Annotated in this window: 11 protein-coding genes; 2 read left to right on the forward strand and 9 right to left on the reverse strand. The window is 66.7% G+C overall.

The features are described from left to right. Positions 1 to 318: 318 nt before the first annotated feature. The 5 genes from HNQ61_RS10020 to HNQ61_RS10040 all read right to left on the reverse strand — a co-directional run bounded on the left by HNQ61_RS10020 (position 319) and on the right by HNQ61_RS10040 (position 4395). Positions 319 to 1170, reverse strand: a complete 852-nt coding sequence (locus HNQ61_RS10020) for an SDR family oxidoreductase (protein ID WP_170035809.1) — start codon at positions 1168 to 1170, stop codon at positions 319 to 321. A gap of 32 nt (positions 1171 to 1202) precedes the next feature. Next, positions 1203 to 1640: a DoxX family protein gene (locus HNQ61_RS10025; protein ID WP_170035810.1), complete on the reverse strand. Its 438-nt coding sequence runs from the start codon at positions 1638 to 1640 to the stop codon at positions 1203 to 1205. A gap of 73 nt (positions 1641 to 1713) precedes the next feature. Then, on the reverse strand, positions 1714 to 2772 hold the full coding sequence (locus tag HNQ61_RS10030; RefSeq protein WP_170035811.1) for an LLM class flavin-dependent oxidoreductase: 1059 nt from the start codon (positions 2770 to 2772) through the stop codon (positions 1714 to 1716). A 4-nt stretch (positions 2773 to 2776) separates the two neighbouring features. Further along, complete coding sequence (locus HNQ61_RS10035) at positions 2777 to 3439, reverse strand: NAD(P)-dependent oxidoreductase (protein WP_205761694.1); 663 nt, start codon at positions 3437 to 3439, stop codon at positions 2777 to 2779. A 20-nt stretch (positions 3440 to 3459) separates the two neighbouring features. Then, positions 3460 to 4395 (reverse strand): NADP-dependent oxidoreductase, encoded by a 936-nt coding sequence (locus HNQ61_RS10040; protein WP_205761696.1) that lies wholly within the window; start codon positions 4393 to 4395, stop codon positions 3460 to 3462. 143 nt (positions 4396 to 4538) lie between these two features. Here HNQ61_RS10040 and HNQ61_RS10045 point away from each other — a divergent pair, with 143 nt between their 5' ends. Beyond that, complete coding sequence (locus HNQ61_RS10045; protein WP_170035812.1) at positions 4539 to 4973, forward strand: winged helix-turn-helix transcriptional regulator; 435 nt, start codon at positions 4539 to 4541, stop codon at positions 4971 to 4973. A 107-nt stretch (positions 4974 to 5080) separates the two neighbouring features. On the opposite strand, the gene HNQ61_RS10050 is transcribed toward HNQ61_RS10045, so the two are convergent. After that, the gene (locus tag HNQ61_RS10050; RefSeq protein WP_338088113.1) at positions 5081 to 5500 is read right to left on the reverse strand and encodes a DUF6640 family protein; all 420 of its coding nucleotides are present in this window, start codon (positions 5498 to 5500) and stop codon (positions 5081 to 5083) included. 278 nt (positions 5501 to 5778) lie between these two features. Then, positions 5779 to 7479: a DEAD/DEAH box helicase gene (locus HNQ61_RS10055; RefSeq protein ID WP_170035814.1), complete on the reverse strand. Its 1701-nt coding sequence runs from the start codon at positions 7477 to 7479 to the stop codon at positions 5779 to 5781. Between the two features lie 259 nt (positions 7480 to 7738). On the opposite strand from HNQ61_RS10055, the gene HNQ61_RS10060 reads away from it, so the two are divergent. After that, positions 7739 to 8827, forward strand: a complete 1089-nt coding sequence (locus HNQ61_RS10060) for a hypothetical protein (RefSeq protein WP_170035815.1) — start codon at positions 7739 to 7741, stop codon at positions 8825 to 8827. A 532-nt stretch (positions 8828 to 9359) separates the two neighbouring features. Here the strand turns inward: HNQ61_RS10060 and HNQ61_RS10065 are convergent. Together HNQ61_RS10065 and HNQ61_RS29545 are read right to left on the reverse strand one after the other, a co-directional pair. Then, positions 9360 to 11570 carry a S8 family serine peptidase gene (locus tag HNQ61_RS10065; protein WP_170035816.1) on the reverse strand — a complete coding sequence of 737 codons (2211 nt, stop codon included), beginning with the start codon at positions 11568 to 11570 and terminating at the stop codon, positions 9360 to 9362. A gap of 224 nt (positions 11571 to 11794) precedes the next feature. After that, positions 11795 to 12790 carry an AAA family ATPase gene (locus HNQ61_RS29545; protein ID WP_170035817.1) on the reverse strand — a complete coding sequence of 332 codons (996 nt, stop codon included), beginning with the start codon at positions 12788 to 12790 and terminating at the stop codon, positions 11795 to 11797. Positions 12791 to 14211 lie beyond the last annotated feature (1421 nt).

Here is a 14211-nt window from a genome sequence, read left to right on the forward strand (position 1 = left end):
GTCAGACATGAGTTTTGTCGCATCGGACATCAAGATATGCTACACGTGGTGTAGCTTTCGGGTACTTCGATGAGCCGACGGACCCGCGCCCTCCAACCACCGCTCGTGCGCCCAGACGCTGGCATAAGGCAGCTGTCTCAATAACGTGCATAAACGCGCGTATACCCGGCTGGCCATCCAGCCGGGTATACGTTGTTCTCGTGCTGGACCAATGCAGGCTGGCACGCCCCGGCCCGAGAAGCGCCAAGGGGCCTCATCGCCCACCACGAACACAGCGGGCGACTGGTGTGAGCGCGACCCGCATCCCCCGGTGAGGCTTCAGCGCCCCCCGAACGCACCCGCAACAAGCTCCCGAAGCGCCCGTGGCTTCCGCCCCGCCAGGCGCTCGACGTCGCCGGTAACGATGTCGAAGCCGCCCTGCACGAACTTCTCCTGGATGGACAGGATCGTTCCGACGATTGCACCCGGCAGCCCCGCCCCCTCCAACCCCTGGCGGAGCACGGCCTCGGGCAGCATCAGGAACGAGAACGGCTGCCCCGACGCCTCAGCCACCAGAGCGGCCCGCTCCGCGCCCGTGAGGCTCTCCGGCCCGGTCGCGTTGTATATCGCACCTGCGTGGCCTTCGCTCGTCAGGACGCCGGCCGCAGCCGCGGCCACGTCCTCGCGTGAGACGAACGCCACGCGATTCTCGCCCAGGCCGGTCAGCACGCCTCCGGCGAGCGACATCTGCGCCTCCTGCAGGAACGACTCGGCATAGTAATTCATGCGCAGGATCGTCCAGCGCGGCGCGGTCCGGATCAACCGCTGCTCGGCGGCCCAGTACGACGCGTAGATGTCCGGCTCCTCCGCCGCGCGCGTGCCCGCAGACGACATGAGCACGATGTGCCCGACGCCAGCCGCGACCGCCGCGTCGATGGCGGCCAGCGACTGGCTCGCGCGCCGGCCGGGGCCCATCTCCGAACTCGGGATGAGCAGCAGCCGGTCCAGCCCCTCGTAGGCGGCGGCGAGCGTCTCCGGCCGGTCGTAGTCGCCCAGGCGTCCCTCGACGGGGGCGGTGACCCGCTCCGGCGACCGCGTGATCCCGACGACCTCGTGCCCGCCCCGGCGAACCAGTTCCGCTACCGTGGATGCGCCGAGCTGCCCGCTGGCGCCGCTGATTCCGATCCGCATCTGAGTCTCTCTTTCGTGCAGGTGTGTGTTGGTCAGGCGCGTGATGACCGCGGCGCGATCGGCACCCGCGTGGTGCGTCCCCACGCCACGAAGGCGGCGAGCAGCGCGGGGATGATGTTGAAGGCGATGACGCCGGCCTCGCCGCGCGTCACGTGGAAGGGCACCGCAAGCGCCATGATCACGGCCAGACCGGCCGCCGCCAGCGGCGTGAGCCACGGCATCACCCGCGTGGCCGCGGGAAGTACGAGGCCGACGGCCCCGGCGAGCTCCGCGAACCCGATGAAGCGGGCGAGCCACACGGGAACACCCGTGATCCACGGCGACGACTGTGCGGCCTCGGCGATTGGCTTCAGGCCGTGATTGGCGCCGGCCATCAGGAAGAAGACCGCCAGGAGCACCTGGACGATCCAGAGCGTGACATGGAGCGCGCGGCTCCGGCGAGCGGGTACGTTCAGCGTGACAGCGGGCATGATCGTGTCCGTCGACGTGGTTGAAGGATTTCAGTGCACCGATCGTGTGGTCCGCAGGAGCGGGCGACCTGCATCATCGCCCTTCGAGCGCTTTGCGGACCAGCGGGAGGACCCGGGTGCCGAGCAGCTCGATGCTCTTGAGAAAGGTGGCGTGCGGCATGCCCCCGACGTCCATCTGCAGGATCTGCCGCGAGTGGCCGAGGAGGTCATGCAGGTGAAGGATGCGCTCGGCGACCTCGTCCGGTCCGCCGGCGAACACCATCCCGCCCCGCTCCATGTCGCGCCCCCGCCCCGCCGGTGCCCGTCCCGGGCGCCCGATCTCCGCCGAACCCGTCTGGAACATCCGGAGTTCGTGTTCGAGATACGTTGCCTTCGCCTCGCGATCGTTCTCGCCGACGAACCCGTGCACCGCCACGGCGACGGCCGCCGCATCCGCGGGGTGGCCCGCCTCGGTCCAGGCCGCGCGGTAGGCGCGGCCGTATTGCGCCCAGTGCTCCGGGGTCCCGCCCAGGATGCCGAGGAACATGGGCACCCCGAGCTCGACGGCGCGCATCACCGACTCCGGGCTGCCGCCGGTTCCCAGCCAGATCCGCAGCGGCTGCTCCGGACGGGGGACGATGAGCACGTCTTCGAGCGGGCGGCGCCGGTGCGCGCCGCTCCAAGTCACGCGATCGTCGCGGTTGAGCGCGAGCAGCAACTCGAGCTTGGAACTGAAGAGCACGTCGTAGTCGCGCTCTTCGAAATCGAAGATCGGAAAGGTGATCGCGGACGATCCGCGGCCGGCCACGACCTCGATGCGGCCGGGCGCGATGGCCGCCGCCGTCGCCAGCTGCTGAAACACCCGGACGGGCTCGTCGGTGGACAGGACCGTGACCGTGGTGCCGAGCTTGATCCTGCGGGTCGACGCAGCCGCGGCGTTGACGAGCGACGTCGGTGAGGAAATCGGCATCGAGCGCGTGTGGTGCTCGCCGAAGCCGAAGAAGTCGAGGCCGACCTCCTCGGCGAGGTGCACTGCTTCGAGCGCGTCGCGGATCGCCTGTGCGGTGCTGCCGGAGCCGCCGTCCGCGGTTCGGGGTGTGTTGCCGAACGTGTAGACGCCAAGCTCGAACGCCTTCCCGGATTCCTGGGTCATCGTTTCAGTTGCTGATCACGGGCGCCATGCGGCGGTACCGTTCGGTTGTGAGCTGGCTGACGAGGAAGGCGGCGATGTCGGCGCGGGACATCGCCGTGCCGACCTTGTCCCGTCCGAGGAACCCGGACCGGATGACCCCCGTGGCCGGGCGGTCGTTCGGACTGATGATGCGCGCGATCGTCCAGTCGAGGTCCGAGCTGGTCACCGCCCTGGTCATTCCGTCGATCTCCACGAGGGCGTTGGGAAACGCCAGCCGCGGCATCAGCCGGAAGAGCTTCGCCTGCAGGGTCGGCCGATCGCGCGGGTCGGCGACGGCGGGGGTGGCCAGGCCGATGTAGCGGTGGACGCCGGCGGCCCTCATCGCGTCGACGATGTTGCGGGTGCCGTTGGTGACCGGGGTGCCGGCCGCTCCCCGCCGCAGCGCCGGCCCCAGCGCGCTGATCACCGCGTCGGCACCCTCGAGCGCGCGGGTGATGGCGGGCGGCTGGTCGAGTTCCCCTTCCACGATGTTCAGGTCCGGGTGGACGGTGGTGAGCTTGGCGGCGTTCCGGACGTAGGCGGTCACGGAGTGGCCGGCGGCAAGAAGCTGGTTGACCACGTGCTGGCCGATCTTGCCGGTCGCCCCGAACACCGCAACCCGCAGCGGCTGTGTGAATGTTGTCGCCATGGTTTTCTTTGGGCTGTGGATCAGCGCACCGTGATGGCGAGCTTGCCGAGCACGCCCCGCGCGAAGTCGCGCAGGGCCGCCGGAACCTCCTCGAGCGCATACGCGCGCTGGACGGGGATCGTGAGGCTCGCGCTCGCCACCGCGTCCGCCAAGCCGTCCAGCAGCTCGGCCGCGGGGACGGCGTAGATGGCCTTCACCGTGACCGTGCCGCTCGGGATCTGGTCCGCCGACATGATCAGCGTGGAGGCCAGCCGGCCGCCGGCGCGGACGAGGGGCAGCACCGCGCCCGGGTCGCCCGCGAAGTGCAGCACCGTGTCGATGCCCTCGGGGTGCACCGCACGGATCTGCGCTCTGAGGTCCTCCCGGTAGTCGACCACCTCGGCCGCGCCGAGGTCGGAAACCAGGCGCCGCTCTTCGTCGCCGTGCGCGGTCGCGATCACGCGTGCGCCGGCCTGTGCCGCGAGTTGCACGGCGATGGTGCCGACGCCGCCCGTGGCGCCCGCGATGAGCACGGTCTGTCCCGCCGACAACTCGGCGGCATCCACCGCGAGGCGGGCGGTCGTGCCCGCGAGGCCGAGCGCACCGCCGGTCTCGAAGCTGATCGTGTCGGGCAGCCGGGCGATGCCGACCGCCACCGGCACGGTGACGAACTCGCCCAGGGAGCCGTCGCCGAGATACGGCTTGGTGACCACGCCGAAGACGCGGTCGCCCGCCGAGAAAGCGGCCACCCCGGCCCCGACGGATTCGACCGTTCCCGCAAAGTCCTTCCCGAGGACCACAGGGAATCGGTGCTCCATCATCCCCTTGGCCCGGCCGGCGGCGACCGAGACGTCGAAGCCGTTGATGGAGGCGGCGTGCACGCGGACCCGCACCTCTCCTTCGACCGGCTCGGGCACGGGGATCCGCCGGAGCTCCGGCGCCGAGTCGAAGTCGGGGAGGACGACGGCCTTCATCATGGGCGCGTTCGATGCCATATTCCCACCGTGCGTTGGTTCCGGGATCGTAGTCGGTTCCTAAAAGGAACTGAACGAAAACTATGAAGGTTTGGGGACGCGTGGAAGAACGCACGCCAACGTGCCCCAGTCACATGGAGGGAACCATGAGCATCACCAGTACGCCTCCCGTGGTTCCGCAGCGCGCGGCGCCGCAACTCACACGCGCGCACGAGCCCCTTGGCTGCCGTGCCCACGAGGTCCTCGCGCGGGTGGGAGACAAGTGGTCGGTCTACATCATCCACGTTCTCGGTGAGGCGGGGACGCTGCGGTTTGGCGAGTTGAAGCGCTGCGTCGAGGGGATCAGCCAGCGGATGCTGACGGTGACGCTGCGGAGCCTGGAGCGGGATGGGCTGGTCTCGCGGGCGATGTATCCCGAAATGCCCCCACGCGTCGAGTACGCCCTCACGCCGCTCGCGATGACGCTCCGCGGCATCGTCGGCCAACTCGTCGAATGGTCGCAGGCCAACCTCCCCGCGATCGATGGGGCGCGGGCTCGCTACGACGCGCAGGTGCCGGGGTGGGCACCTGCTGAGGATTGATCTGAACTCCGGGTTCGACCGATTACGGGACCGTCAATCAGTCGTGAACCGTGCGGTGCGGTGATCTGCGACCGCGGGTAGAAGGTGCCGTCGCTGCGGCAGGGCGTTCACGATGAGCGTTGCTGGCGTGCGAGCAGGTACCCCACTCCGATGACGGCCAGCATCCCCGCGCTCGACACCATCTCGGCGCGAGGTGAGATCCCCAGACGGCCGGCAAGCTCCGGGACGTCGGCTGCGGCCCCGTCGGTACCGGGAAAGGCGTATGCGGCACCCTGCGAGCCCCAGAAAAGGGCGGTGAGGAGAGCGGCCTGTTCAACGTCCGGCTCCGCTTGCAACAAGGCGCGGAGTGCCAGAGCGCCGAGGCCAGTGCCCAGCGCGATCGTCATCGCGTCATGGAATCGCGCGTGGGCGGTCCACTGCGGGTTCAGCAAGTGCGTGCGGTTCCAGTCCATCAGGTAGGGGCCGCTGGCAGTCAGAACGGCTACACCGTACAGAATCCTTCGGCCTATCCGATCGGCACTCCCCATCTTGCCTCCGCTGGGATACAGTCTCCATACAATGCCGGGCTGCGGACCGCGGCACGCGAGCAATGTGTGGACCAAGGAATCACGGTGCTCTTGTACCAGGCCGACGCCGAGAGCAACACCCTGCAACCGTAGTGCGCTGAAGCGCTCTGCCTGGCCCACCTCATGGTCGCCGGAGAGATCGCGGCCATGTTCCTACAGTCGTCCTGGACAATCGTGCGCGGTGCGCGCGGTGATCTGCGCCGGCGCTGAAGGGCAGGGGTGGACGTACCACTCCGGCCCTATGCTGAGTTGGCTGTCTGCTCGGGTTCGGACGCCGAACCGCAATGACGCTCGATCCACCCGTTCACCGTCTGAACGTGGCGGCAGAGCGCAGCCTCGTTTAGCCGACTGACCGGCTTGCCGGTCTGGCGTTTCAGGCGTGCGTACGCTTCCTTGTGTGACGAGCCGCTTCTTGCGCAGAATTCTCTTACGCGTCGAGAAAGGAAGCTTCGGAGGCCACGCCGGATCGCCTCGACTGGTAGGTCACATGTTGCGCCGCCGTGCGCCGCTTCGCGGAGAGCGAGAGCAAAGGGCAGGGGGTCGGTTAAGGCAAGGCCGCAGCTTCCCGCGATCTGGACTGCTCGCGTCAGCTCCGCGGGAGCGATCACATGACTTCCAGCCACGACTTCGCCCTCACCCGCTGTCGAACCGAGCGCACGAAAGTCCGGCTCGGTAGTGGGTGCCGCGGGAACGCGCGGGAGATCGTTCTCCTCGCCCTGCGGACCCGGAATGGAATGAGACCGCTCCTCCGCCAAGCTCCGGGCATGACGGAGGAGTTGAGGGTCGGCCGGCAGATAAAGGTAGGCGTCCTGCTCGAGTAGCCCGGGGACGACTCGCACGAGGCGCCCCACCACCTGCCGGAAGAAGAGTTCCGTAGTCGTGTTGGTGGCCCAGAGGCCCACGCGGAGCCGGGGAATGTCCGTTCCCTCGCTTACCTGCCGAACCGCCACGATCCACTCTTTCCGTCCGCCAGCATATTCCGCGATCACGGCTGAGGCATGTGGGTCGTCGGACAGAGCCATGGCCGGCGTGCTCCCGGTCAGTCGCCGGAGGAGCTCGGCGACCCGGCGAGCGTGAGTCTGGTCCATGCAGACGACCAGCCCGCCGGCATCGTCGTGACCGTGGTGTCGGATACTGGTGAGCCGTTGATGTGCTCGGCGGAGTACGTGCGCCATCCACCCCCCGGCGGGATCCAGCGCCGTACGGAGTCGCGCGGCCGCGTCTTCGCGGGAGAGGGCTTGCCCAAACTCCGCCTGCATCTTCCTGCCGCCCCGGTACCAGATCGTCTCACCTCCGAAGCTCACGAAGTACACTGGCCGGACCACGCAATCCCTCAGGGCCTCGGCGTACCCGTAGCGGTAGTCCGCGATGGAGACGCCGTTCTCGTCGTAACGAACGAACGGGATTCTGCACCCGTCGCTCCGAAAGGCTGTCCCTGACAGGGACAGCCTGTGACTCGCTCCCCCGAACGCCTCGTTTAAGGCGTCTGCCCAACTCTTGCCCTCGCCCATGTGGTGGCATTCGTCTAGCACGGCAAACCCGCCGCCGAGGCTGCGGCGGTAGCGGGACGGCTCAGCAACCACCTGCTGATAGGTGAGTGCGGCACCCTGGTACGCGCGGTCCAGATAGGATCCCGCGATCTCGGTACACACCTCGATTCCTGCACGATGAGCCGCCGCCTGCCACTGGCTCCGTAGATGGGTGGTGGGGCAGATGAGGCTTACCGACCCGGCTGCGCGGCTTTCCAGCTCCCGCCGGGCAAGGTGGAGCGCGAAGTGGGTCTTGCCGGCGCCCGGTGTGGCTTCGGCCAGATAGTCAGCGGGGCGTCCGGCTGAGTCCCAGCATTGGACCGCTTCCCGCTGCCACGGCCGCAACACTGCGGGCCCGCGCACTGACTGTGAGCGTGAGCCAGCAATCGAATGCGAGTCTGCTTCTCTCATGGATGTCCGTGGGCCAATCAGCCCTCTCCACCGAACCGGAGGACAGTTTTCCGAGCGTGCGATAGTACCCCGCCGCCTGCGGCCGGGACCGGTCCCGGACCGAATGGGAGGGGTACAAGAAGCGCCCAGCCCCGACTGTTCTCTCCCGTTGGAGGGTGACGTGAGTACCGGTCCCTTGGACGAACGGATCAACGCGCGAGCGCAGCTTCAACATGTAGCTCGCGGACTGTATGAAGATCCCACGGCGGCTCTCCGGTCCATGCGCTACGATGCGCACTTGGAGGGTGCAGAAGCCGTACGGCGGAACCTGGAGCGCGACTTCACCCATTATGGAGCCGCGAAACAGGCCATTGGAGCACCGGCGCGGGAGCGGGCCCAGAACGTTCTGCGTGAGGGGGTGGCCCTCGATGTTGAGCGATGGCTGTCGCTGGACCATACCGCGCCGCCGCTGCAGGTGCCCACGGACAAGGAGATCGAGCAGGTGATGCAGGCGCCTTCGGCGGAGCCTCCACCGAACGCCGTGGACCGCGGATGGGATTCGCCCCAACCAAAGTTCAGGGAGCCGCTGACGGTAGACGAGCAGCTCGCGTACGACCAGATCGCGGCGTACGCCGATGCAAGGGCGAAAGCGCGTGAGTGGCAGGAGGCGGAATCGCGGCTGCACGGAATCCAAGATCATCGCGCTCACCTCGATGTGGCGGAGCAGAACCTTCCTCGGGCGCGGACGGCAATGCGGGAGGAAGTGTCAGCTGCCTGCCGCGAAGGAAATAGCGCCGTGAAGCGGATTGAAGCTGATCTCGCCCGGGACGGACCCGTTCGCACGGCCGAACGTATTCGCTCGGGAGCGCTGTTGAAGGGCGATTTGAAGCCGATCGCGGCGAGTCCCCGGTTCGGGATCTTTCCTCGGCGGGACCGCGAAGCGGAGGCGGAGGTCCTCGAACGCCTCGCAAAGCGGGTGGAGACCATCGGGTACTACGAAGGTGATCTGGGGAAATGGAGCCGGTTCGAGCCGGAGAGCGGGCCGCCGGTCCAGGGTGCAAAGAACGTCCGTGCCGCACTGGATCACGAGGAGGCGCGAATCCTCGGCACGAGCGGGATCAATCGCACGCGGGAGGATCTGGACCGAAGCCGGGTCGCACCCCCGCATCCCAGCCGCGAAGCGAGCCGACTCGAACGGGCGGTGCAGAAGAATCTCGAATCGCTTCCACCCGAGAGCCGGGAGCGGGTGCTCGGTGCCGCGCGAATGTCCGGCGGGGACCGGATCGGGGCAGCGATCGGTCATCTCCAGAGCATCCAAATGGTTGCTCGCACGTTCCGAGAAGGAATCGAAGGACCAGGCGGCCAGTGACCCTCCTGCGACCCGGATTGAAAACTGGCCCGGACGGACGACGGAGTTGTCTGAATCTGGCCTCACGGTACACGGACATCCGTTTGGTTCTGGGACCCATTCGTCTATTTGGCAGAACCAGTCAGCTGCGTCTGGACGTAGTTCGTCCGCATAGTGGGCCCCAGAACTCGACATAGCTCTTTACCAGTGGAGCACGCCGTCAGGGAGGAAGCGGGATTCCCTGGTGTTCCTTGGCCACTTTGTCTACAAGCGGAAACAATCACCCACTGAATGCATCGGGCGCTCGTCGCTGGTGGAGTAACTTCGCGCTTCGCAATTGGGCTTTAGCCAAGTGCGCTGGCCGTGATTACAGACGGTTGTCTCGCCGAGCGGAGTGGTTCAGAACCGATGCAACGCTGGGTGGCTCAGAGCGGGACGGCCTGACGAGCGGCAAACCGAGGCTTGGAACTGGTTAACCCTAACGCAGCTCGGCCGCCGTGATACTTTCACGGCGGCCGAGCTGCGTTGCAGAGGATCTGGGGGCGTGCCCGGTTCAGATCGCGGGCACCTGGACCTCGACGTTGATGGCGGTTTCGATGGGGGTGTAGACGTCAATGCCCGCTCCCACGCGGACGGTGACGATAAGGGAAAAAGGCATCTCCACGTACCGCAGGCCGCGGCGTTCCCACCAGCCCAAGACGGGGTAGACCGCCAACCACTTGGAACCTGCGAGGTACGATCCCGGTCCGGTCCACCGATCGCTCTGCACCGTACCCTTGCTTCGGCGCTGCTTCCCGATCATCCACGGGAAGCCCCCGCCCGCCCGCGGCCGCGGGGCGCCACCACGGCTGAGCACGTTGACCCGGCTATGGAACTCGTCCTCGGTCTCTGTGGGTCCTTGCATCTCCCACCGTAGGTCCAGTCCGCGGTACTGGGTCCGGGCGAGCTTGTTCGGCTCCGGGAAGTACGACAGCGTGACGCGAAGTTCGGCCTCGGGGGTGTCCAGCAAGAGCCCGTCTGGTACGGGGAGCCGGAACAGCTTCATCGTCCGGCGGAAGCGGGGTTCGCCAGGTGTCTCGTTCCGAACCGCGCTTGGCAGGCGATCTTCCACAACGACCGTCGCTCGTTCGCGCGCGCAAGATGCGGCGAAGCGGAAATCGGGAACCCCGTACCCGCAGAGCGCCAGTCGTTCGTCGCGGTTGGGAAGCTGCCTGACCATTTGGGGCGTCCAAGACGCGGAGTGCACGACTAGCCCGCGGATGGTTTCCGGACGTAGGTCCGGGTTCGCTTCCCACAATTGCGCAGCGAAACGGGCCGCGTTCGCCGTTGCGAGACTCGTTTCCCGATGCGTGACCAGCGGGCTTTGGAGAAACCTGCGCCCGGTGGTTAGGCTACCCAACGAATCCAGGTCGGTGGCAACCATCCCGCCGTCCTCGACGTAGTTGCCGCCCTCGAAGACGACCTCGGGCTTGATCGCGTCTCCCCGCGGATGGATAAGTCCCGCGCGGGTGCAGGGCGCGACCCCGCCCTCCGGAGCAACGCAGCGGGCACCCGCATAGAGACGGTCCGGCGGAATCTCCGACTTCCCCGTGTACGCGCCAATGGTCAGCGCATTCGCCGCATGCGCGGGGTCCTCCAGGCGGTGCTCTAGGTTCAGGTGCGGATAGCCTTGCACCAAGGCGGGGTTCACCTCGTCGACATTGCCAATCGAGGTGCAGATCACCCGGCCGCGACCACCGGCGAACGCGAGGCGATCGACCGCATGGCTCCACCAAGTCGGCGCTGCCGGATCCCAGAGAGGGGCGGTCGTTGCGAGCGCGAACACGCGCGCCCGCACGTCATATGCGTCCGCGAGTTCCACCGCCGCACGGGTGATCGCGGGCCAGAACGGACGATTTTCTTCCCGCGCAGCGCCTGCCCCGTCCGTCTGGATTACTTTCACGCTCTGCAGCCAGTGCGTCCCGGCCGCTTCGTTTCGCTCCGCGGCATGGCCGACATCGTCGAAGAGTGCGATGCCGGCCATCATGGTTCCATGACCGTGCTCATCCTCGGCGGATGGCATTCCCGGGACGACGCTGTCCCGGGACAGAATGGCCGCCGAAAGCATCGGGTGTTCAGAAACTACGCCGGTATCCAAGGTGACGACGGCGGGGGCATCCGGCCGGGGAGTGGACCAGCGGAATCCGCGCAGCTCCCGGACGGGGAAGTTCGGATCGTTCACCATCAACCAATCCCGCACGTCGGGCGTGGCCAAGTCGAACTCGTAGATGCAGTCCGTTGCGGCGAGAAGGTCCCGGAGTTCGCTGAGGCGAAGGCGCAAGAAGAAGACGATCCGTTCAGTGCCGAGAAATTCCCGCGGCGCCGTTTGACCGATGCGGGCCATGGCACGGACGATCTGCCGGCGTGAGCCGTCGGTCTCCGCCGTCTCCACGCGCTCACCCCCGCGGCAAGCGACCTCAAACCAGCGAACCTCCTCCAAACCCGGCCGGTTGGCCCGGAGCCGCGGGCCTGCGCGATCGTTGCCCGTGGCAAGCGCGATCTCCCGAACGGGAGCGATGCCCCGTTCGTTCGAGCGTCGCGTCCCTTCAGCCGGCTCCTCGGAGTAGGCTTCGAGCTTTCGGCGGAAGTACTCGAGATCAGGGTGGGGTACATCTACGAGCACAATACCAGAGGCGCGGTCGTCGGACACGAGGCGCGCGTCCGACCGCCGGTCGGCAAGGCTCCCGGCAGCCAGATTGAACTCGGGCTCGGCACGAAAGGCCACGATCTCCCGGGTCGCTTCCGGATCCCGAGCATCCGGCGGGCGGGCGGACGTCTGATTGACGATTGCGTCCAGTTGGGCGGCGAGCTCGGCCGAATGGCGGGGTGCGTCACGAGCCGGGACGGGAGGGCGTTCGCCTCCGCCCCGCTGTGGTGCTTGAAAGAATTCCTCCCGGGCCACCCGTCCGCGGAGAAGCCTCAGTCGGTCACCCTCGGCCATTGAATTGGTTATCTTCCGAGTGAATCAAAACGCAGTTCCCGGTTCCGGTGGGCCGCGACCTCAAAGGCGTCCGTCATGTCCGCTTTCGTCAGTTCCTTGCGGCCGCTCAGAATCATCGAGCGAATCGCGTCGTCACAAGCCCGGGAAACATCGGCGAAGCTCAATCCCTCCGTCTTCGCGGCCAGCTGCTGCAGCAGCTTTGAGGACGTCTTGAATGCCTTCAGGCGGAGCGACAACAGCCGGATGACCTGGTCCCGGTCTGGAAGGGCAAACGGGATCAGGACGTCGAAGCGTCGAAAGACGGCGTGGTCCAGGAGCTCTGCGTAGTTTGTGGCCGCGATGATCACGCTTCCGCTTCGGTCCGCATCCATCAGTTGGAGGAACGACGTCACGACCCGCCGGACCTCGCCAACTTCTTGGCCGTCGCCGCGGGATTTCCCAACTGCGTCAAACTCATCGAAGAGATAGACGGCCGGACGACGCGGCATTTCATCGAAAATCACTTTCAGATGACTTGCCGTGGCGCCTAGAAACCGGGAGAAGAGCCCGTCGAAGCGCACTGTCATCAGCGGCACGCCCAGTTCCCCCGCGAGAACACTGGCGGCTAGCGTCTTCCCGCATCCGGGCGGCCCATGGAACAAGAGACGGCGACTCGGACCGACGCCCCAGCTCTGCAGTTCCGAGCGCGCCCGGTTCTCGCTGAGAACGCGGAGAAGGCGCGCATGCGATTCGGGGGGGAGAACGATGTCCTTCAGCCGCTCCTCACAGTGGCCGCCGGCCAGTAGGCCGGCAAGTTCGCCACGGGGAGCGGCAATGTCCGTCGCAGGACTCCGTCCGCGTTCGACGGCCGGGAGTCGCTGAATGATCTCTCGCAACTCGGCCGCAACGCGCGTGTGCCCCGCCGCGCTCTCGGCTGCGGCAAGCTGGATCGCAGCTTTGCGGAAGCTGGGATCATCAGCCTCCGCGTGCGCCTGCAGGAGCCGTTTGAGGATGTCAGCTTTCACGGCAACCTTATGTGAGAACGCGCACGAACGTGGGAGCGGAGCTCGCGATCTGCGGAATTGGATGGGGGGATCGAGCTTGTGAAAGATGGGGCTTGAGTCCGAGTAGCGGCAAGGGCTGGCTATCCACCCCAGCGGGGATCAGGTACCCCGGTAGCCAATCTATTTCGACCCGCCGACCATGAGCTTGGAGCCGGCGAACGTCGAGCACACGGTTCCGCTGAACGGAAGAAGCTTGTCTCACCTCAAAGCGGCATCTGCTCCAATCGGGGGCCGTCGCGCATCACTCTCACCGCTGTCGCAGAACAAACCACCCACGACTCTAACGCTTGGAGGTGACCAGGATAACCATCGCCTTCAGTGTACTCCAGGAGCGCTGGAACGTCTCAGTACGTCCGAACCCAGGATTGGATATTTCCTCCCGTGCTGTGGTGTACTGTTCGGTGTACTGCGCAGGCGTCCAGAGGCGTTCATCTGCGTCCATGCGCGGAAATCAAGGATTTCGCAACCCCGCTCATAAGGCCAACTTCGGCCCATTGCGGGTTGGGGCGGGAGCTCCCGCATGGCACTCGAAATGCGGCGGGCGCAAGCCTTCGGGCGGCGAGGCGCTCCTACCTCCGTTGCTGCGGTACGCCAACGACCGGGACGAGGAGGCTGTGCTGCGGTGCTCGGCCCGGGGGGGGCGTGGCGGGGAGGCCGATCTACCGGCCCTGGTGCAGGCGGAGGTCGAGAACCTGCTGGTCACCCAGATGCCTCACAGGGTAATCTTCGCCATATCGCGGAGATACCGGGAGGTCTACCGCCGAAACAGTGCCCAAAACGGTGTTTTGGAGAGATGGTGTAAGGTTGGTCAGGTATCGTAACAGTCCGCAGCGGCAGTGATTCGGAGGCGGTTCACCGGCTGCGCTGTGACGAAGCGTAGACGGGCAACGAGTACTGAGCCGACCCGGCTGAGTAGGTCGCTCGAATCGATGAAACCAAAGAGAGGATTAGCGGCTGCGCGAGCTCAGGGACGGAATCCACCGAGCGCGCCGGCGCAGGCTGGAGGGCGAGCGGTGGCTGGACTTGGCGCGCGCGGAGTTGCGCGCGCCGGAAGAGCGGCCGCGGGAACGGATGAGGGTGAACGACCGGCTGACGCAGGGATGTCAGCCGGTCGTTCACCTTTTCGAAGCGGATCTGCCCGAGGGGGGAACGGGCCGGGATGCGCTCCAAGGGGACCAGGAGCCACCGCTCGACGCGCACCTCGCCCGGCCAAGGGGCGCGTGTCCGGGCTTCATGGCTCCGGTCCATTCGTGTGAGATGCTTGATCCGGTGTTGGCGGACACTGTGCCCACAAATGGAAATGTTGGCTATATGGGAACCACGAAACGTTTCGGGCGGGCCTGCTGCTCCGTTCCCGCAGCCAAACCCTCGGTTCGCAGGTA

Origin of the sequence: Longimicrobium terrae (assembly GCF_014202995.1) — a bacterium.
In the GTDB taxonomy this organism is placed as follows: domain Bacteria; phylum Gemmatimonadota; class Gemmatimonadetes; order Longimicrobiales; family Longimicrobiaceae; genus Longimicrobium; species Longimicrobium terrae.

Bases quoted from the DNA above. Each gene is read 5' to 3' on its own strand.
- HNQ61_RS10020 (WP_170035809.1), bottom strand. From the start codon at position 1,170: ATGCGGATCGGAATCAGCGGCGCCAGCGGGCAGCTCGGCGCATCCACG.
- HNQ61_RS10025 (WP_170035810.1), bottom strand. From the start codon at position 1,640: ATGCCCGCTGTCACGCTGAACGTACCCGCTCGCCGGAGCCGCGCGCTC.
- HNQ61_RS10030 (WP_170035811.1), bottom strand. From the start codon at position 2,772: ATGACCCAGGAATCCGGGAAGGCGTTCGAGCTTGGCGTCTACACGTTC.
- HNQ61_RS10035 (WP_205761694.1), bottom strand. From the start codon at position 3,439: ATGGCGACAACATTCACACAGCCGCTGCGGGTTGCGGTGTTCGGGGCG.
- HNQ61_RS10040 (WP_205761696.1), bottom strand. From the start codon at position 4,395: ATGATGAAGGCCGTCGTCCTCCCCGACTTCGACTCGGCGCCGGAGCTC.
- HNQ61_RS10045 (WP_170035812.1), top strand. From the start codon at position 4,539: ATGAGCATCACCAGTACGCCTCCCGTGGTTCCGCAGCGCGCGGCGCCG.
- HNQ61_RS10050 (WP_338088113.1), bottom strand. From the start codon at position 5,500: ATGGGGAGTGCCGATCGGATAGGCCGAAGGATTCTGTACGGTGTAGCC.
- HNQ61_RS10055 (WP_170035814.1), bottom strand. From the start codon at position 7,479: ATGAGAGAAGCAGACTCGCATTCGATTGCTGGCTCACGCTCACAGTCA.
- HNQ61_RS10060 (WP_170035815.1), top strand. From the start codon at position 7,739: ATGCGCTACGATGCGCACTTGGAGGGTGCAGAAGCCGTACGGCGGAAC.